The following is a 17127-nucleotide window of genomic DNA, read 5'->3' as shown; positions in this document are numbered from 1 at the left end:
CGGACCGCCGGGGGCCGTCCGGGGTCGCCACCGCACCGAGGAGGTCCCGTCATGGCGCAGATGCTCGCCGCCCGCCTGCACGTCCCGAGCCGCACCCTGCGGCTGGAGGAGGTGCCCCGTCCGCAGCCGGGCCCCGGGGAGGTGCTGGTCAAGGTCGAGGCGGCCGGGGTGTGCCTGTCCGACGCGCACCTCATCGACGGCACGCTCACCCCGCTGCTCCTCCAGGGCGACACGGTCACCCTCGGCCACGAGGTCTCCGGCACCGTCGCCGAGGTCGGCGCGGGCGTCACCGCCTGGTCGCCGGGACAGCGGGTGGTGCTGTACGCCGGTGAGGTGCGCGACGGCGTCACGTACACCCGCGGCGTCGACTACGACGGCGGCTGGGCCGAGTACGCCCTGTCGGCCGAGACCGCCCTGACCCCGCTGCCCGACGCCATCCCCTTCGAGCAGGGCGCGATCATCCCCGACGCCGTGTCCACGCCCTGGGGCGCGATCACCGAGACCGGCGCCGTCCGTCCCGCCGAGGCGGTCGGCGTGTGGGGCGTCGGCGGGCTCGGGGTGCACGCCGTGCAGCTGCTGCGCGCCGTGGGCGCCTGCCCGGTCGTCGCCGTCGACCCCAGCCCCGTCGCCCGTGAACGCGCCCTCGCGGCCGGTGCCGACCTCGCCCTGGACTCGGCCGACCCGGAGCTGCGCCAGGCCGTGCGCGCGGTGACCGGCGGGGCGGGCCTCGCCGCGGCCTTCGACTTCGCCGGCGTGCCGCCCGTACGCGAGCAGGCGCTGTCCGTGCTCGCGCCCAAAGGGCGGCTCGTCCTGGTGGGGCTGACCGACAAGCCGCTCACCGTCGCGGACGGGACCCGCTTCAGCTACCTCCAGCAGCGCATCCTCGGGCACTACGGCTCCGACATGCCGGTCGCGCTGCCGCAGCTCCTGCGGATGGTCCAGGGCGGCCGGCTCGACTTCTCCGGGTCCATCAGCGGCGTACTGCCGCTGGCCGAGGCCGTCGAGGCCGTCGCACGGCTGGAGAAGAAGGAGGGCGACCCGATCCGGCTGATCCTGCGTCCGTGAGGTGAGGGATCGCGTCCGTGAGGTGAGGGATCGCTGAGAATTCCCGGGACGGCTGAACGCTCCGGCCCCCGGCTCCGTATGGAGCCGGGGGCATTCCATGTCCGAGTCCGCCACGACACAGGAGCACGTCTTGGGACACAACAGGCGCAGACGCCCGACCGGGGCGCGGCGCGCGACCTTCGGAGCAGTCGCGCTCATTCTGGGAGGCGGCGGCCTGGTGGCCGTCAACGTGTTCGCCTCCGCGACCGAGGCCGGCGACACCGCTGTTCCCCTGGGCAGTTCCGGAGTGGCGGCCACCATCGACTGCCCCGACCTCAGCGAACGCCTGACGACGGTGCCGGAGCCGGCGCGGCCGGAGGTCGACACCGAACTCGCCCGGCTCGACCAGCAGATCGCCACCGCCTACGGGCAGCTCCAGGAAGCGGCCCGCACCGCCGACGACGGCGAACTCGACGAGGCCGCCGTCCTCGTCCCGCTGAAGAAGGAACGGGCCGCGACGATCGAGCGCATCGTCGCCGCCGTCGACAAGGCCGGTGGCCGCCCCGAGGGCCTGGACACCCAGGCGGAGTGCACCCTGCGCCGCATCGAGGCGGCGCCGACGGAGGCGGGGAGCGACAGCCCGGACCAGGATCGCCGGCAGCAGGACGGCGGGGACGAGGAAGCCGGTGACGGCGGGGACGGGCAGGACGACGGCGGGCAGCAGCAGCCGCCCGGCAACGGCGGACAGGCGGGCAACGGTCCCGTCGCGGCGGACTACGCCGACATCCAGTCCGTCCAGCCGAACGTCGTCGAGGCGCCGCGGCTGCGCGACGCCTCCGACGGCTCCTTCTCCACCAGTTGCGGCGTCAACGCCGAGGGCCTGTTCAACTCGGACAACCTGATCGCCGCCCCCGGCGTGGGCAACGGCGCCCACCACTTCCACGACTACGTCGGCAACCAGGACAACGACGCCTTCTCCAGCGACGAGGACCTGGCCGCCGCCGACACCAGCTGCGCCGACCAGGGCGACAAGTCCTCGTACTACTGGCCCGTGCTCCGCCTCCAGAACGGCACCGTCGAACAGGACGCCCAGTCCCCGGGCGGCGGCATCGAGGGCAACGCCGGCGAGATCGTCACGCCGGCCGAGGTCACGCTGACCTTCGAGGGCAACGAGCAGGGCGAGGTCACGGAGATGCCGCGGCTGCTGCGCATCATCACCGGCGACGCGAAGGCGTTCGTCAACGGCAATGCGAACGCCAACGCCTCCTGGAGCTGCACCGGCTTCGAGGACCGGCAGCTGAAGGACAAGTACCCGCTCTGTCCCCCGGGCAGCGACGTGGTGCGCACCTTCACCTTCCAGAGCTGCTGGGACGGCCGCAACATCGACAGCGCCAACCACCGCACCCACGTGGCCTTCGCCGCCGCCGACGGGAGCTGCCCGGACGGGTTCCGGCCCATTCCGCGCCTGGTGCAGCGGATCGTGTACGACGTGGACGCGCCCAGCCTCCAGGACGGGGGGAAGACGGTTCCGCTGTTCGCCGTGGACTCGTTCCCCGAGCAACTGCACAAGCCGGTGACGGACCACAGCGACTTCATCAACGTCTTCGACGAGGACCTGATGCGGGAGATGGTCGACTGCATCAACGACGGCCGCGAGTGCGGCGCGGGCGCGCCCCCGGATCCGGGACAGGGAGGGAACCAGGGCGAGGGCCCGCAGGAGCGGCCCACCGAGGAGCCCGGCGCCTCCGAGCCCCCGGCCGAGCGCACCGCCACGGCTTCGGCGCCCGCGGACTCGGGCCGGGGCGAACACGACGACGGCCGGAACGGCGGCCAGAGCGGCGACGACCGGCCCGCCCCTCCGGTGCGGGAGACCGGCGGTCAGGAGTACGGCGGTCAGGGGAACGGCGGTCAGAAGAACGGCACCCCGCGGACCGGCGCCCCACAGGCCGGCGCCACCTCCCCGAGCGCCGAGCCCCGGGCGGCCACGACACCCGCCGGCACCGCGGACGGCCGGAACGACGCCGCAGCCGCGCCCCGGGGGACACAGGGCACGGGCGGCGGTGACGACGGCGGAGACGACGTGGCCCCGGGTTCCGCGACCGAACCCCAGGCGGCCCAGGGCGGGCTCGCCGAGACGGGGTCAGGCATGGGCCTGTGGCCCGCGGCCGTCGGAGGCGTCCTCTTCGCCGGGGGCTGCCTGCTGCTGATCCGCTCCCGGAAGCGTGCGCTGTGAAACCCGCGTGACGCCATGGCGCAGACGCCGAGTGGGCGGGACCGGGCCGCCCACTCGACGTGCCGACCGAACCGAACCCGCCACCGCCCGAGGGGAAGTGGCGCATTTCAACTATTGCCATTCCGTTTCCCCGGGCGCAGCCTGGTCTCCGAACCGCACTGGGAGCGCTCCCACTGGTGCTCTCACCTGAACCGTCCCACACTGTCCCCCCACGCGAGAGAAGGACGTCATGACTTGTCATGATCACGCCATCCGCGGTCGCGCCGGGAGAGCCCGCCGGGCCGCGACCCTCGCCCTCGGCGCCCTGACCGCCGCCCTGCTCGCCCTGATCCCCTGGAGCGGCACAGCCGTCGCCCACGGTTCGGTCGTCGACCCGGCCTCCCGCAACTACGGCTGCTGGCTGCGCTGGGGCGACGACTTCCAGAACCCCGCCATGGCCCAGGAAGACCCCATGTGCTGGCAGGCCTGGCAGGACAACCCCAACGCCATGTGGAACTGGAACGGCCTGTACCGCAACGGCTCCGGCGGCAACTTCGAGGCCGTCGTCCCCGACGGCCAGCTGTGCAGCGGCGGCCGCACCGAGGGCGGGCGCTACAACTCCCTGGACACCGTCGGCGCGTGGAAGACCACGGCGGTCGCCGACGACTTCACCGTCAAGCTGTACGACCAGGCCAGTCACGGCGCCGACTACTTCAAGGTCTACGTCTCCCGGCAGGGCTTCGACCCCGCCACGCAGCCCCTCGGCTGGGACGACCTCCAGCTGCTCACCACCACGGGCCGCTACGCCCCCAGCCAGAACTACGAGATCCCGGTGAGCACCTCGGGCCTGAGCGGCCGGCACGTCGTCTACACGATCTGGCAGGCGTCGCACATGGACCAGACGTACTTCCTGTGCAGCGACGTCGACTTCGGCTGATCCGCGCCATCCCGTCCCCCCACCCCCGCCGGGCGCACCGCGTCCGGCGGGGACACCGGTCGGTGTGACAGTCCCGGCGAAGTGCGCCGCGGCCGCCGCGAGCTGCGGTATACGTCCCCTCATGGACCCGATGGACTACTACGACCTCGGCACCCACGGCCGCCCCGTGACGACCTCGTCGCCCGAGGCCCAGCGCTGGTTCGACCGCGGGCTGGTGTGGACGTACGCCTTCCACCACGAGGAGGCCGTCTCCTGCTTCGAGGCCGCCGTCGCGGCCGACCCGGACTGCGCCATGGCCCACTGGGGCATCGCCTACGCCCTCGGCCCGAACTACAACAAGCCGTGGGAGGCCTTCGGCGCCGAGGAGCTGACCCGGACCGTCGACCGCACCCACGCCGCCGTCGAACGCGCCCACGAGAAGGCGGCCCTGGCCGCCACCCCGGTCGAACGCGCCCTGATCGGCGCCCTGCGCGCCCGTTACCCGCAGTCCCGGGCCGTCGAGGACTGCTCGGTGTGGAACGCGCCGTACGCCGAGAGCATGCGGGCCGTCCACGAACTCGCCCCCGACGACCTGGACGTGGCCACCCTCCACGCCGACGCGCTGATGAACCTGACGCCCTGGCAGCTGTGGGACCTGCGCACCGGCCGTCCGGCCGAGGGAGCCCGCACCCTGGAGGCGAAGGACGTCCTGGAGCGGGCCCTGGCCACCGAGGGCGGGCGCGAGCACCCCGGCGTGCTGCACCTCTACATCCACCTGATGGAGATGTCCGCCACCCCGGAGGCGGCCCTCACCGTCGCCGACCGGCTGCGCGGACTGGTCCCCGACGCCGGACACCTCAACCACATGCCCTCCCACCTGGAGGTGCTGTGCGGCGACTACCGGCGCGTGGTGTCGGACAACGCAGCCGCGATCGCCGCCGACGAGAAGTACCGCGCCCGGGCCGGCGCGATGAACTTCTACACCCTCTACCGCGCGCACAACTACCACTTCAGGATCTACGGCGCGATGTTCCTCGGCCAGTACGAGACCGCCCTGGACACCGCCGCGAGGCTGGAGGCGTCCGTCCCCGAGGAGCTGCTGCGCGTCGAGAGCCCGCCCATGGCCGACTGGCTGGAGGGCTTCCTCGCCATGCGGGTCCACGTCCTGATCCGCTTCGGCCGCTGGGCGGACATCCTCGGGCTTCCGCTGCCCACCGACCCGCGCCTGTACTGCGTGACGACCGCGATGCTCCACTACGCCCGCGGGGTCGCCCTCTCGGCCACCGGCAGGGTCGACGAGGCGGAGGCCGAACGGGTGCGCTTCGGCGAGGCGGCCGCCCGGGTGCCGGAAACGCGCACCCTGTTCAACAACACCTGCGCCGACATCCTCGCCATCGCCGCCGCCATGCTCGACGGCGAACTGGAGTACCGCAAGGGCGACCACGCCGCCGCCTTCGCCGCCCTGCAGCGGTCGATCGAACTGGACGACAACCTCCCCTACGACGAGCCGTGGGGCTGGATGCAGCCCACCCGGCACGCCTACGGCGCCCTGCTCCTGGAACAGGGACGCGTCGAAGAGGCCGAGGCGGTCTACCGGGCCGACCTCGGTCTGGACGACACCCTGCCCCGCGCCCTGCAGCACCCCGGAAACGTCTGGTCACTGCACGGACTCCACGAGTGCCTGGTGCGTCTGGGCAGACAAGCGGAGGCACGGATCGTGGCGCAGCAGCTCGGGCTCGCCACGGCACTGGCGGACGTCCCGATCGGCGCCTCCTGCTTCTGCCGCCTCGGCACGGCCCCGGACGCCGACGGCACGGGTGACTGCTGCGCCCCGGAGCGCTGACCCGGCCCTCGTGGGCGACCGCACGGCGGCATGCGGTCGGTGTCACACCCCCTGGTTACCCTGGCCGGATGTCTGCAGCCGAGACACACATCACCCTCCGGTCCGCGCGCCCCGCCGACGCCGCGGCGGTGGCGGAGATCTGGCGCGGCGGATGGCGCGACGGTCATCTGGGACACGTTCCCGACGAGCTGGTCGCGGTCCGCACCCCCGAGTCGTTCGCGTCCCGCGCCGCCCAGCGCGTCGGGGACACGGTGGTCGCCGTCCTGGACGACAGGGTGGCCGGCTTCGTCATGGTGGTCGCCGACGAGGTCGAACAGGTCTACGTGGCGGCGCCCTGCCGTGGGACGGGCGTGGCGGCCCGGCTCCTCACCGAGGCGGAACGCGTGGTGGCGCGGCACGGCCACGACCGGGCGTGGCTGGCCGTCGCCACCGGCAACGCCCGCGCCCGCCGCTTCTACGCCCGGCAGGGCTGGACCGACGAAGGCCCCTTCGACTACCCGGCCGAGGGCCCGGACGGCCCCGTCCCGGTCCCTTGCCACCGGTACGCCAGGCGCCTGGGCGGCTGACGCGTGGCCGGCCGGGGGAGAGGACGGGGCGAACGGGGAGACGGGGGCCGGTGAGCGCCGGCCGGTCTATACGATGTCGCCCCGGACAAGGACTGCGGCGGAAGGAGGCGGACCGTGACGGACCACCGGCGTCCGCGGCGGCGAGGCCAGGGCGAGCTGGAGGCGCTGGTGCTGTCGGCGCTGCGCAAGGCGGACGGCCCGGCGACGGCCGGCTGGGTGCAGGAGCACCTGGGCGGCGACCTCGCGTACACCACGGTGATCACGATCCTCACCCGCCTGCTGGAGAAGGGCGCGGTCGACCGTGAGCGCGTGGGCCGGTCCTTCGCCTGGACGGCCGCCTCGGACCAGGCGGGCCTGGCCGCCCGCAAGATGCGCAAGGTCCTGGACTCCGAGAGCGACCGGTCGGCGGTGCTGGCCAGCTTCGTGACCGGGCTCGACGCGGACGACGAGCGACTGCTGCGCACGCTGCTGGGAGACACACCCGACGCGGGGGACGGCTGACGCCGCATGGGGGTCTTCGTCTTCCTGCCGCTCGTCCTGCCGCTGACGGCGTGGCCGATCGCCCGGCTGGCCGAACAGCATCTGCATCCGCGGACCGCCACCAGGCTGCTCACCGCGGTGGCCGCGGTGATGGCCCTGTGCAGCACGGTGTGCCTGGCCCTGGTGATGGTGGTCGGCACCGCCCAGCTGCCGGGCAACCCCCTGCCCGACGGCTGGTCGGACCCCGAGGTGCGGGCGGCGGTGCCGTACGACGAGGTCGTCGGCAAGGCGGCGATCCCCGCGCTGTGCGCCGTGGTCGCGGCCTCGGCCCGGGCCCTGTGGCGGCACGGCAGGGTTCGCCGCCGCGCCCACCGGGCCCTGGCCGGGCTGCCGGGCACCGGGGTGGCCGTGCTGCCGGACGACGTGCCCTACGCGTACGCGCTGCCCGGCGGGCGCCGGGACCGGGTGGTGGTGAGCACGGGTCTGCTCGACCGCCTCGAACCGGCCGAGCGCCGCGCGCTGTTCGCCCACGAGCGGGCCCACCTGGCCGCCCGCCACCACCGCTTCCTGCTCGCCGTCCGGCTCGCCGCGCTGGCCAACCCCTTCCTGCGGCCCCTGCGGACAGCCGTGGCCTACACGGCGGAGCGGTGGGCCGACGAGGCGGCCGCGCGGGTGGTCGGCGACCGCCGCGCGGTGGCGACGGCGATCGGCAAGGCGGCACTCGTCTCCCGGGACACCCCCGTCGCCACCCTCGCCGGGCTCGCGGCGCCCGGCCCGGTGCCGCGCCGGGTGGCGGCGCTGCTGGGGCCGGCTCCCGTGGTCCGCACCTGGCCCTCGCTGTTCACCTCGGTGGGCCTGGCGGCGTGGGCCGCGGCCGCCGGAACCGCCGTGTCGGCGATGTCCTCGGCGAACGCCGCCGTCACGATGTTCCTGATCCTGCGCGCCGCCACGCCTCTGTGAGCGGCTCTCCTTTCCCGGAAAGACACAGGTCACAGGCTCAGGCGCAGAACATCTCCACTTGATCGGGTGCGCGGCCAATCCGGCGCCGGGCCGGCTCCGGATTCCCCGTGTGAGGGAAGAACCGAGGACACACCGACGGCGCGCCGTTCGACCGTCCGCCCCGCCGTCCATACGCGCGGGGCGGCTCGGCCCTCACACGCCCGCGCCGGAACCCCCGTCGAGCGGGGTCGGCCCCGCGGCGAGCGCGGAACTCCGTCCTCATGCCCAAGAGCTGACGCGCGGGCGGACGGCGCCGGGTGCGGTCGGGCAGACGGCTCACCCGGCGCCGCGCCGTGCTTGCCCCGGGGTCAGTCCATCAGCCCGGCGGCGAGCGCGGCCCCCAGCTCCCAGCAGGCCTCGAGATCGGCCCTGCCGGGCTCACCGGCCACGGCCACCGCCGGTGCCGCGCGCTGCCAGCCGAGGCCCGTGGTGACCGCCTCGATGCCGCGCACCGCGCCGGTGGTGTCACTGCCGCCGTGCACGTAATAGCCGAACGGGCGGCCCCGAGTCTCGTCGAGGCAGGGGTAGTAGACCTGGTCGAAGAAGTGCTTCAGCGCCCCCGACATGTAACCCAGGTTGGCCGGCGTGCCCAGCACGTATCCGTCCGCCTCCAGCACGTCGACCGCGGTCGCCGCCAGCGCCGCACGCCGGACCACCCGTACGCCCTCGATCTCCGGATCGGTCGCCCCGGACACGACGGACTCCAGCATCGCCTGACAGTTCGGCGACGGCGTGTGGTGCACGATCAGCAAAGTGGTCACACCCGAAGCCTGCCGTCCGGCGCCCCGCGGGGGCAAGGAACGCCACCCCGGTCCGCTGCCCGCCCGCCGACGCGGCGCCGTCACAGGACCACGGGACCGACGGTCGTGGTGGCCCGCGTGAAGAGCCCGGAGGGGGCCGTGCCGGGGGCGAGGAGGTGGGCCACCGCCGAGGTCGCCGTGTCGTGCCAGCGGCCGTGGTGGCGGAGCATGGCGTGGTCGCCGCCCGCCACCAGCAGCATGCCGGCCCGGGCGCCGGCGGCGCGGGCGCGGGACACGTACGCGGCGGACTCCCCGGGGTCGGTGATCCGGTCGCGGCTGCCGTGCAGGACGAGGACGTGCCGGTTCCGCAACTGCGCGACGGGCTCGCCGGGCGGGCACCAGGGAGCGAGGGCCACCACGCCGCGTACCTGAGGGGCGTCCGCGGCCCGCAGGGCGGCCCGGCCGCCCATGGAGTGCCCCAGCAGGACCACCGGCACGTCACCGACCAGTTCACGCAGCTCGGCGAGTGCCCGCACGGTGTCCTTCAGGGGCTCCGCGCCCACGCCGTTCCAGCCGCGCCGGCGGTAGCGCACCTGACCCAGCAGCACGTCGTCCCGGTCGGTCCGTGACTCCAGGGTGCGCAGGAAAGGGTGCATCCGCAGCGCCGCCAGGTGCCAGGGCCGTGCGGTCCGGCGGCTCTCCGCCCGGCCGCCGTGCAGCACCAGCACGGCCGCGCGCGCCCCCGCCGGCCGGCGCCGTACGACCAGCGCCCTCGTCGACGCCTCGTCGTGCGTGCTCATGTGTTCCCCCTCGTCGTTCCCGGTGGTCGACACCGACCACCGGCGATCATCCCTGATCCGTTGCCGTGCGGCGGACGGACCGCAACGGCTCGAGGACGGCTGTGGAGCTGGACCCGGCGCCCGTACTGCTTCGGCGACTTCCTCGTCTGGCGGTGCTTGTTCCTGGCCGCCTGCGACGCCGGCCTCCCGGCCGCCGCGGTGTCGGTCCTCTCCTCGCTGGTCATCACGTACCTGCTGCTCGGAGGCAGCGGGAAGCGGCTGCTGGAACGGCACACGACCGACCGCCCCGGGCGGCCCGCGCCCGGGAACGGAGCAGGCCGCCTGCGGACGGTGGGTGCGCCTCGCCCGTCGCGACGGGCGGGGGTGTCCCCGGGTAATCCGATGCCGCACGGCCCGCGGATGGGTCGCGAGGCTCCCACGGTGTCCGGCGGGGCGGCACCGGCCTGGCGCGTCACCAGCCGTTTGCGCTCCGGCCCGGGGGCAACCCGGGTGCGGATGCCGACCGCCGCAGTGGAGGTGCCATGGTGCTCACCCGTGGGAGAACCGCTCGGACCGCAGCCGCCGCCGTTCTGGCCGCGACGGCCCTGGGCCTGACCGGCTGCGGCGGGGACGACGGTTTCGAGCTGCAGGACTGGCAGGCGCCCGGCCAGAACGCGAGCGTCGGTGACGTCCTGATCCGCTACGCCCACGTGGCCGAGCCGAAGGGTGAGCCGTGGCAGGTCGGCGACGACGTCCCGGCGTACGTCTGGCTCCTGAACGAGGGGGACAAGACCGACCGGCTGGTGAGCGCGAGCAGCTCCGACGCCGAGTCGGCGGACATCGTGAACGCCGACGGCAAGCCCCTGCCGGGCGGCGTGGAGCTCCCGCCGAACCGGCTCCAGCAACTGGAGCAGGGCAAGAGCCACCTGCTGCTGCGGGACGTGCGCCAGGTGGTCCGCGGCGGCGACTTCATGAAGATCACGCTGAATTTCGAGAAGGCCGGGTCCGTCACCTTCAACATCCAGTCACAGGTCCCCGTGTACGACACCAGTCCCACGCCCAGCGGGTGATCCCGCCGGTGCCGCACGGGTAGACTGCGGCCGTTCGCGTTCGACACGCCCATGGATCGGGACGACGGGAGGTGAGGTCGATGACCGCGCTCGAAGCCGCGCTTCGCGGCGCCCGGGTCTCCCTCGCGACCCGGGCCACGTCCTGACCCAGCCGAACGCAAACAGGAACGGATCCTCACCCAGCCATGTCGCACGCCTGGAACACCCGCGCCGAGACCGGCGCCGACGTCCCCGCCATCCGTGACGTCGTCCGCGCCGCCTTCCCCACGCCGGAGGAGGCCGCCCTCGTCGACGCGCTGCGCGCCGACCCCGGGGCCTGGATCGACGGCCTGTCCCTCGTCGCGGTGGACGACGACGACCGCCCCGTGGGCCACGCGCTGCTGACCCGGTGCCACATCGGGGACAGCCCGGCGCTCTGCCTGGCACCCGTCGCCGTACTCCCGGACCACCAGCGCACCGGCGCCGGCGCCGCGGCCGTCCGTGCGGCACTCGCCGCGGCCGGACGCCTCGGCGAGCGCCACGTCGTCGTGCTCGGACATCCGGAGTACTACCCCCGGTTCGGCTTCGGCCGGGCCTCCGCCCACGGCATCGGCCTGACCGTCGATGTCCCCGACGAGGCCCTCATGGCCCTCACCCTGGACGCCGCCCACCCGCTGCCGGCCGGCACCGTCCGGTACGCGGCTCCCTTCGGCATCTGACCGCGGGAGCTCCCGCCGTGCACGACAGGGGCCGCCCGTCCGGATCGGACGGGCGGCCCCGCTGTGCCGAGTGCCTCAGGCGACGGGCGCCGCGGGGCCCTTGCCGGCAGGGTCGGCGGCGGATTCGCCGGCCTCCTCGGCGAGGCGTTCCATGCCGCTGGTGGTCTTCAGCGGCTTCTCCTTGATGAAGACCACGGCGACCAGCGCCAGCAGCGCGAACGGGGTGGCGACGAGGAACAGGTCGGCGGTGGCGACGCCGTAGGCGTGCTGCACGATCTCCCGCATCGGGGCGGGCAGTGCGCTCATGTCCGGGACGGCCCCGTGACCGCCGCCCGAACCGCCCTCGGCGGCCCCGGTGGCGCCAGCCTTCTCCAGGCCCTTGGTCATCTCGGTCGCGACCCGGTTGGCGAGGATCGCGCCGAGCACGCTGGTGCCGATCGTGCCGCCCATGCTGCGGAAGAAGGACAGCACGGAGGTCGCGGCACCCAGTTCGGCCGCGGGGACGTCGTTCTGCGCCGCGAGCACGAGGTTCTGCATCAGCATGCCGACGCCGATGCCGAGGACGGCCATGTAGAGGCTGAGCAGCCCGAAGTGGGTGTCGGCGTCGATCAGCGAGAGCAGCGCGAGGCCGGCGGTCATGGTGACCGCGCCCGCCACCAGGTAGCCCTTCCACTTGCCGGTCCGGCTGATGAGCTGTCCGGCGACGGTGGACGACACCAGCAGACCCAGGATCATCGGCAGGCTCATCAGACCGGCGACGGTCGGCGACTTGCCCAGAGAGACCTGGAAGTACTGGGAGAGGAAGACGGTTCCGCCGAACATGGCGACGCCGACCAGGAGGCTGGCGACCGTGGTCAGGGTGACCGTGCGGTTCTTGAAGATGTCGAGCGGGATCACCGGCTCGTCGGTGCGGGCCTCGACGAGGACCGCCAGGCCCAGCAGCACCACGCCGCCGACGACGAGCGCGGCGGTCTGCCAGGACGCCCAGTCGAACTGGTTGCCCGCCAGGGAGACCCAGATGAGCAGCGCGCAGACACCGGCGACGATCAGGAAGGCGCCGAGCCAGTCGATCTTCACCTGGCGCTTGACGGTGGGCAGCTTCAGCGTGCGCTGGAGCAGGAGGATCGCCAGCAGCGCGAACGGCACGCCGATGAAGAAGCACCAGCGCCAGCCCAGCCAGTCGGTGTCCACCAGCACACCGCCGATCAGCGGCCCGGCCACGGTGCCGACGGCGAACACGGCACCGAAGATGCCTGAGTACTTGCCCAGCTCCCGGGGCGGGATGACGGCGGCCATGACGACCTGCGCGAGCGCGGTCAGACCCCCCGCGCCGATGCCCTGCACGACGCGGCTGAAGATCAGCAGCGTCGTGTCGTGCGAGAAGCCCGCGAGCAGCGAGCCGATCACGAACATCAGCAGTGAGAGCTGGAGCAGCAGCTTCTTGTTGAAGAGGTCGGACAGCTTGCCCCACAGGGGCACGGTCGCGGTCATCGCCAGCAGTTCGGCGGTGACGACCCAGGTGTAGGAGGACTGGCTGGCGCCCAGGTCGGCGATGATCGTCGGCAGCGCGTTGGACACGACGGTGCCCGCGAGGATGGCGACGAACATGCCGGCCATCAGGCCGGACATGGCCTGGAGTATCTGCCGTTGGTTCATGGAGGTGGGAGGCGCGTCGGCGGGCGCCTGAACTGCGGTCACGGCATCTCTTTCGGTGGTGGTCTGACGAGTCGCGCCGGCGCCCGGCGCGGCGGCGGAGGTGGTGCGGAGGCGGTTACGCGGGAGGGGCCGGAAGGCCGGCGGCCAGGAGGGAGAACACCTCGTGGAAGACGTCGAGGAAGGCGGCTTCGTCCTGGTGGGCCGACCAGTGGTCCATGCTGGTCCGCACCGCGGTGCCGGCCACCGCGGCCAGCAGCCGCGGGTAGAGGCCGCCGCCGGCGTCGCCGAGGCGTTCGGCGATGGCTTCGGCCAGTTCCGCCTCGGCCGCCATGTGCGCCCCGACGCCGCGCGCCAGGAGGTGCGGTGAGGCGTGCAGCACCTCGGCGTGCAGCCGCCACAGTTCGTGCTGCTGCTCCGCCTCGGCGAGCTCCGCCGCGATGGCCGCGCGCAGGACTTCCAGCGGGGGAAGGCCGGGCGGTGCCTCCAGCACGGCGCGCCGCATACGGGCGCCGGAGTCCGCGTCGATGACGACGAAGGCGTCGTCGCGCGTGTCGAAGTAGTTGAAGAAGGTGCGTACCGAGACCCCGGCCGCGGCACTGATCGCCTCCACGGTGACCTTCTCCGCCCCGTGCTCGGCGGCGAGCCGTACCGCGGCCTCGGCGAGAGCGGCACGCGTGGCCCGCTTCTTCCGCTCCCGCAGACCGCCCCCCGCGGCACCCTTCTCCGTCATAAGTTGCATGGTATGCAAAGATGCATGCCATGCAAAATGGGCGGCGGGCGCCGCCCATGGAAGGGGTCGGCGCCCGCCGCCGCGAAGTGGCCGGCCCGGCTCAGCCGGCCAGACCCGCCAGCGTCTCCTCGAACGGGACGGCGCTTCCGGCCGCCCGGTTGTGCGGCAGCCGGGCCAGTGCCGCGGCCATCCCGCAGGTGTTGGTCACCCCGGAGAAGACCAGGCCCGCGCCGACGGCGCCGGACAGCCAGTGCGCGGGACGCCAGGCGCGGCCCGCCAGGAAGCCCAGGGCGACCAGTGAGCCGGCGGCGAAGCGGACCTGCCGGTCCATCGCCCACGGCGTACGCGAGCCGGCCGGACGGTCGACGGGGAGGCCCGCCGCGGCCCAGGCGCTCGTGCCGCCTTCGAGGGTGGCCGCCTCGACGCCCCGTGCCGTCAGCCGGGCACAGCCCTGCGCGGACCGGTTCCCGGACGCGCACACGAGCAGCAGCGGTCCGCGTGCGGCGGCCGCCCCGAGCGCGGGGACGGCCTCGTCCAGCCGGTCCAGCGGGACGTTGTGGGCCCCGGGCAGGTGACCGCCGGCGTGCTCGCCGGGGGAGCGGACGTCGACGACGGTGAACTCGCCCAGGCGGTTCACGGCCTCCTGCGGAGTCAGTGTGGCGGCCGGTGCGGTGGGGGTGGTCATGGAGGAACCCTTCTCGTTGTGTGCGACCCCGGGGTAGGATACCCGCGGGGGTATGTGGGGCCCGGTGGAGGAGGAAGCGTGGAACTCGACATGTCGGCCGACGAGCTGAAGTCGGCGCTCAACCGGCTGCGGCGCGCCCAGGGGCAGCTGGCGGGGGTCATCCGGATGATCGAGGAGGGGCGCGACTGCGAGGACGTGGTCACCCAGCTCGCCGCCGTCTCCCGGGCCCTGGACCGGGCCGGTTTCTCGATCATCGCGACGGGGCTGCAGCAGTGCATGACCAGTGACGACCCCGAGGTGCGGGACTCGGCCCAGATGCGGGCCCGCCTGGAGAAGCTCTTCCTCTCCCTGGCCTGACCGGCGCGGATCGGCGGCCGGTCACAGCGCCGCCGTGACGCCCATGGCCGCGGCGACGGCGAGCAGTACGGCGCCGAACACGCGCCGCAGCGTCCCCGCGGACACCTTGGCCGCCAGCCGCCTGCCGTCCCACGCGCCGAGGACGGCGGTGGCCAGGAACGGCAGCAGCAGCGTGAGGTCCAGGTGTACGGCGGTGTACGCCCGGGCCGCGAGAGCCGCCAGTGCGTTGGCCGTCACGACCAGGAGACTCGTGCCCACCGCCGCGCCCATCGGCACGGCCAGCACCGTCACCAGCGCGGGTACCGCGAGGAATCCGCCGCCGACGCCGAGGAACCCGGTCACCGCGCCCAGCCCGGCCCCTGCCCCGGCCGCCCGGACGCCCGAGGCGGGGCCGCCCTCGCGGGGGTTGCGGCGGCGCAGCATGTGCACCCCGGCCAGTGCGGCCAGCGTCGCGAACAGCAGCGTCAGCACCGTCTCGGGGACCCGCGCGGACAGCGCGCCGGCCGCCGCGGCGGGCAGCAGACCCGCCGCCGCGAACACCAGCCCGGCCCGCCACCGCACCGCGCCGGCCCGGGCGTGGGCGACCAGTGCGGTGACCGACGAGACGATCACGACGACCAGGCTCGCGGTGGTCGCCGCGGCCGGGGTGAAACCGAGCAGATAGATCAGTGCGGGGACGGTGAGGATGCTGCCGCCCGCCCCCAGCGCGCCCAGGGCGAGGCCGGCCACGGCACCGGCCGCGAGGGCGAGGACGAGCGCGGTCATACGGCCCGGCCGCCCGACGGCGCGACCAGCGTGAGGCCGGCGTCCGCCGCCGCCGCGAAACCGTCGTCGATCGCGACCACCTCACGGCCGGCGGCGTCCAGTACGGACGCGGCGACGGCCGCGCGCATGCCGCCCGCGCAGTGCACCCACACCGTGCCCGGCGGCACCTCGTCCAGACGGCGGTGCACCTCGTGGACGGGGACGTGCACGCTGCCGTCGACCCAGCCGTTCGCGCGCTCGCCGTCCCGGCGCACGTCGAGGATCACCACGTCCGTGCCCTCGCGGCGCGCCCTGGCCAGATCGGCGAACGTGGCCCGCCGGAACGAGGCCGGCCGGGTGCCGTCCGGGACCCAGTCGGCCGGGGAGCCGACCGCCGCCGCGGCCGGCCGGTCGATGCCCACCCGGACCAGCTCCCGCTGGGCGCGGGCGACGTCCGCGGCACTCCCCGCGAGCAGCGTGACCGGCTTGCCCCACGGGATCATCCACGCCAGATACGTCGCGAGCTGTCCGTCGACCTCGAAGTTGAACGACCCGGCCACGTGCCCGGCGGCGAAGGCCACCCGGCCGCGCAGGTCCACGACCCACTCGCCGGCGGCCAGCCGCCGGGCGATCTCGCCGGCGTCGGCCCGGCGGGGCTCGGTCAGGTCCACGGGGGCGGGGCCGTCCGTGTTGACCGGGCCCATGTGCGCGTAATAGGCGGGTACGTCGTCCAGCCCCGCCAGCATCTGGGCGACGAAGGCCTCCACGTCCTGCACGAGCGCCGGGTTGCCCGCCTTCTCGGCGCCTATGGTGCTGTGCTCGCCGCCGGCCTGTGAGGAGGAGCAGAAGCTGCCGAATCCGTGCGTCGGCAGCACGGTCACCTCGTCGTCCAGCTCGTCGGCGAGACGGTGGGCGGAGGCGTGCTGGGCGCGGGCCAGTTCCTCGGTCAGCCGCGGCTCCACCAGATCGGGCCGGCCCACGCTGCCGATCAGCAGGGAGCCGCCGGTGAAGGCGGCCACCGCCCGCCCCGACTCCTCAAGGACGTACGAGGTGTGGTGCGGGGTGTTGACCCGGCGTGGCCACCGCGCGCAGCTCCAGGCCCTCGTCGACCGGCTCCACGTCCCCGTCGGCCACCGCCGCGCGCGCGTACGCCACCTCCGCCCCGGCCGGCACCAGGTAGCGGGCGCCGGTGAGGCGGGCCAGCTCCAGGCCACCGGTGACGTAGTCGTTGTGGACGTGCGTCTCGGCGACGGCGGTGATCCGCACCCCGCGCCGCGCGGCCTCGGCGATGACCCGGTCGATGTCCCGCGGCGGGTCCACGACCACGGCCGCGCGGGCACCCCCGGCCAGGTAGCTGCGATTGCCCAGCCCCTCGGTCTCCAGGACGTCGACAAAGAACACGACACTCTCCTTCCGATTACCCCCCGGGGTATCCACCCCCACCGTAACAGATATACCCAGGGGGGTATCCGGGCGGGTGAGGTCGGCGCGGGGCCCGTCAGGGGTCGTACGGGCCCCGTGCAACTCCTGCGTGTCCCCCGAAAGTTGGGGTACACGGTGCTGCAGCACGGCCGGCACCGGGGTCGGCGCCGGTGGCGGCCGTGCCAT

At 74.1% G+C, this 17127-nt stretch carries 17 protein-coding genes and 1 pseudogene; 11 read left to right on the top strand and 7 right to left on the bottom strand.

The features are described from left to right. Positions 1 to 51 precede the first annotated feature (51 nt). The 7 genes from ACFW47_RS22700 to ACFW47_RS22670 all read left to right on the top strand — a co-directional run bounded on the left by ACFW47_RS22700 (position 52) and on the right by ACFW47_RS22670 (position 8021). Positions 52 to 1065, top strand: a complete 1014-nt coding sequence (locus ACFW47_RS22700) for a zinc-binding dehydrogenase (protein WP_386277302.1) — start codon at positions 52 to 54, stop codon at positions 1063 to 1065. Between the two features lie 217 nt (positions 1066 to 1282). Further along, positions 1283 to 3277 carry a DUF1996 domain-containing protein gene (locus tag ACFW47_RS22695; RefSeq protein WP_386278567.1) on the top strand — a complete coding sequence of 665 codons (1995 nt, stop codon included), beginning with the start codon at positions 1283 to 1285 and terminating at the stop codon, positions 3275 to 3277. Between the two features lie 229 nt (positions 3278 to 3506). Beyond that, on the top strand, positions 3507 to 4193 hold the full coding sequence (locus ACFW47_RS22690; protein ID WP_386277300.1) for a lytic polysaccharide monooxygenase: 687 nt from the start codon (positions 3507 to 3509) through the stop codon (positions 4191 to 4193). A gap of 130 nt (positions 4194 to 4323) precedes the next feature. Beyond that, the gene (locus ACFW47_RS22685; RefSeq protein WP_386278565.1) at positions 4324 to 6015 is read left to right on the top strand and encodes a hypothetical protein; all 1692 of its coding nucleotides are present in this window, start codon (positions 4324 to 4326) and stop codon (positions 6013 to 6015) included. A gap of 68 nt (positions 6016 to 6083) precedes the next feature. After that, entirely contained in the window at positions 6084 to 6581 is a 498-nt protein-coding gene (locus ACFW47_RS22680; RefSeq protein ID WP_386277298.1) for a GNAT family N-acetyltransferase, read from the top strand. A gap of 114 nt (positions 6582 to 6695) precedes the next feature. Next, positions 6696 to 7082: a BlaI/MecI/CopY family transcriptional regulator gene (locus ACFW47_RS22675; RefSeq protein ID WP_386306844.1), complete on the top strand. Its 387-nt coding sequence runs from the start codon at positions 6696 to 6698 to the stop codon at positions 7080 to 7082. 6 nt (positions 7083 to 7088) lie between these two features. Next, entirely contained in the window at positions 7089 to 8021 is a 933-nt protein-coding gene (locus ACFW47_RS22670) for a M56 family metallopeptidase (RefSeq protein WP_386277294.1), read from the top strand. 347 nt (positions 8022 to 8368) lie between these two features. On the opposite strand, the gene ACFW47_RS22665 is transcribed toward ACFW47_RS22670, so the two are convergent. After that, positions 8369 to 8821: a flavodoxin family protein gene (locus tag ACFW47_RS22665; RefSeq protein WP_386277292.1), complete on the bottom strand. Its 453-nt coding sequence runs from the start codon at positions 8819 to 8821 to the stop codon at positions 8369 to 8371. A gap of 80 nt (positions 8822 to 8901) precedes the next feature. Continuing rightward, positions 8902 to 9600: an alpha/beta fold hydrolase gene (locus tag ACFW47_RS22660; RefSeq protein ID WP_386277290.1), complete on the bottom strand. Its 699-nt coding sequence runs from the start codon at positions 9598 to 9600 to the stop codon at positions 8902 to 8904. Between ACFW47_RS22660 and ACFW47_RS22655 the strand changes: the two genes are divergently transcribed. From ACFW47_RS22655 to ACFW47_RS22645, 3 genes are all read left to right on the top strand, one after another. Next, positions 9514 to 10194, top strand: coding sequence for a DUF1295 domain-containing protein (locus tag ACFW47_RS22655; RefSeq protein WP_386306843.1), 681 nt, complete (start codon positions 9514 to 9516; stop codon positions 10192 to 10194). The genes ACFW47_RS22660 and ACFW47_RS22655 overlap by 87 nt on opposite strands. Next, complete coding sequence (locus tag ACFW47_RS22650; RefSeq protein ID WP_386306842.1) at positions 10122 to 10649, top strand: copper chaperone PCu(A)C; 528 nt, start codon at positions 10122 to 10124, stop codon at positions 10647 to 10649. The genes ACFW47_RS22655 and ACFW47_RS22650 overlap by 73 nt, the downstream gene beginning before the upstream one ends. 185 nt (positions 10650 to 10834) lie before the next feature. Then, a complete protein-coding gene (locus tag ACFW47_RS22645) occupies positions 10835 to 11347 on the top strand; it encodes a GNAT family N-acetyltransferase (protein ID WP_386277283.1) in 513 nt (170 codons plus the stop codon). A 75-nt stretch (positions 11348 to 11422) separates the two neighbouring features. Here ACFW47_RS22645 and ACFW47_RS22640 read toward each other — a convergent pair whose 3' ends face one another. The 3 genes from ACFW47_RS22640 to ACFW47_RS22630 form a co-directional block, all read right to left on the bottom strand. Then, positions 11423 to 13003, bottom strand: coding sequence for an MDR family MFS transporter (locus ACFW47_RS22640; RefSeq protein ID WP_386278563.1), 1581 nt, complete (start codon positions 13001 to 13003; stop codon positions 11423 to 11425). Between the two features lie 115 nt (positions 13004 to 13118). Beyond that, positions 13119 to 13742 carry a TetR family transcriptional regulator gene (locus ACFW47_RS22635; protein ID WP_386277281.1) on the bottom strand — a complete coding sequence of 208 codons (624 nt, stop codon included), beginning with the start codon at positions 13740 to 13742 and terminating at the stop codon, positions 13119 to 13121. 91 nt (positions 13743 to 13833) lie between these two features. Further along, positions 13834 to 14418: a rhodanese-like domain-containing protein gene (locus tag ACFW47_RS22630; RefSeq protein ID WP_386306840.1), complete on the bottom strand. Its 585-nt coding sequence runs from the start codon at positions 14416 to 14418 to the stop codon at positions 13834 to 13836. A 78-nt stretch (positions 14419 to 14496) separates the two neighbouring features. Here ACFW47_RS22630 and ACFW47_RS22625 point away from each other — a divergent pair, with 78 nt between their 5' ends. After that, positions 14497 to 14775, top strand: coding sequence for a metal-sensitive transcriptional regulator (locus ACFW47_RS22625; RefSeq protein ID WP_003978241.1), 279 nt, complete (start codon positions 14497 to 14499; stop codon positions 14773 to 14775). 21 nt (positions 14776 to 14796) lie between these two features. Here ACFW47_RS22625 and ACFW47_RS22620 read toward each other — a convergent pair whose 3' ends face one another. Together ACFW47_RS22620 and ACFW47_RS22615 are read right to left on the bottom strand one after the other, a co-directional pair. After that, positions 14797 to 15540, bottom strand: a complete 744-nt coding sequence (locus tag ACFW47_RS22620; protein ID WP_386306839.1) for a TSUP family transporter — start codon at positions 15538 to 15540, stop codon at positions 14797 to 14799. Next, positions 15537 to 16920 (bottom strand): annotated as a pseudogene (locus ACFW47_RS22615) (rhodanese-like domain-containing protein). The gene ACFW47_RS22620 and the pseudogene ACFW47_RS22615 overlap by 4 nt, the downstream one beginning before the upstream one ends. Positions 16921 to 17127 lie beyond the last annotated feature (207 nt).

This window comes from Streptomyces sp. NPDC058796, assembly GCF_042745235.1.
Taxonomy (GTDB): Bacteria; Actinomycetota; Actinomycetes; order Streptomycetales; family Streptomycetaceae; genus Streptomyces.
The sequence above is the reverse complement of the archived record's forward strand: the minus strand, read 5'-3'. Positions and strand labels throughout refer to the sequence as shown.

What these genes read in the sequence shown, in the direction of transcription:
- ACFW47_RS22700 (WP_386277302.1), top strand. Translation starts at nt 52, where the DNA reads ATGGCGCAGATGCTCGCCGCCCGCCTGCACGTCCCGAGCCGCACCCTG.
- ACFW47_RS22690 (WP_386277300.1), top strand. Translation starts at nt 3,507, where the DNA reads ATGACTTGTCATGATCACGCCATCCGCGGTCGCGCCGGGAGAGCCCGC.
- ACFW47_RS22685 (WP_386278565.1), top strand. Translation starts at nt 4,324, where the DNA reads ATGGACTACTACGACCTCGGCACCCACGGCCGCCCCGTGACGACCTCG.
- ACFW47_RS22680 (WP_386277298.1), top strand. Translation starts at nt 6,084, where the DNA reads ATGTCTGCAGCCGAGACACACATCACCCTCCGGTCCGCGCGCCCCGCC.
- ACFW47_RS22670 (WP_386277294.1), top strand. Translation starts at nt 7,089, where the DNA reads ATGGGGGTCTTCGTCTTCCTGCCGCTCGTCCTGCCGCTGACGGCGTGG.
- ACFW47_RS22660 (WP_386277290.1), bottom strand. Translation starts at nt 9,600, where the DNA reads ATGAGCACGCACGACGAGGCGTCGACGAGGGCGCTGGTCGTACGGCGC.
- ACFW47_RS22650 (WP_386306842.1), top strand. Translation starts at nt 10,122, where the DNA reads ATGGTGCTCACCCGTGGGAGAACCGCTCGGACCGCAGCCGCCGCCGTT.
- ACFW47_RS22645 (WP_386277283.1), top strand. Translation starts at nt 10,835, where the DNA reads ATGTCGCACGCCTGGAACACCCGCGCCGAGACCGGCGCCGACGTCCCC.
- ACFW47_RS22640 (WP_386278563.1), bottom strand. Translation starts at nt 13,003, where the DNA reads ATGAACCAACGGCAGATACTCCAGGCCATGTCCGGCCTGATGGCCGGC.
- ACFW47_RS22635 (WP_386277281.1), bottom strand. Translation starts at nt 13,742, where the DNA reads ATGCAACTTATGACGGAGAAGGGTGCCGCGGGGGGCGGTCTGCGGGAG.
- ACFW47_RS22630 (WP_386306840.1), bottom strand. Translation starts at nt 14,418, where the DNA reads ATGACCACCCCCACCGCACCGGCCGCCACACTGACTCCGCAGGAGGCC.
- ACFW47_RS22620 (WP_386306839.1), bottom strand. Translation starts at nt 15,540, where the DNA reads ATGACCGCGCTCGTCCTCGCCCTCGCGGCCGGTGCCGTGGCCGGCCTC.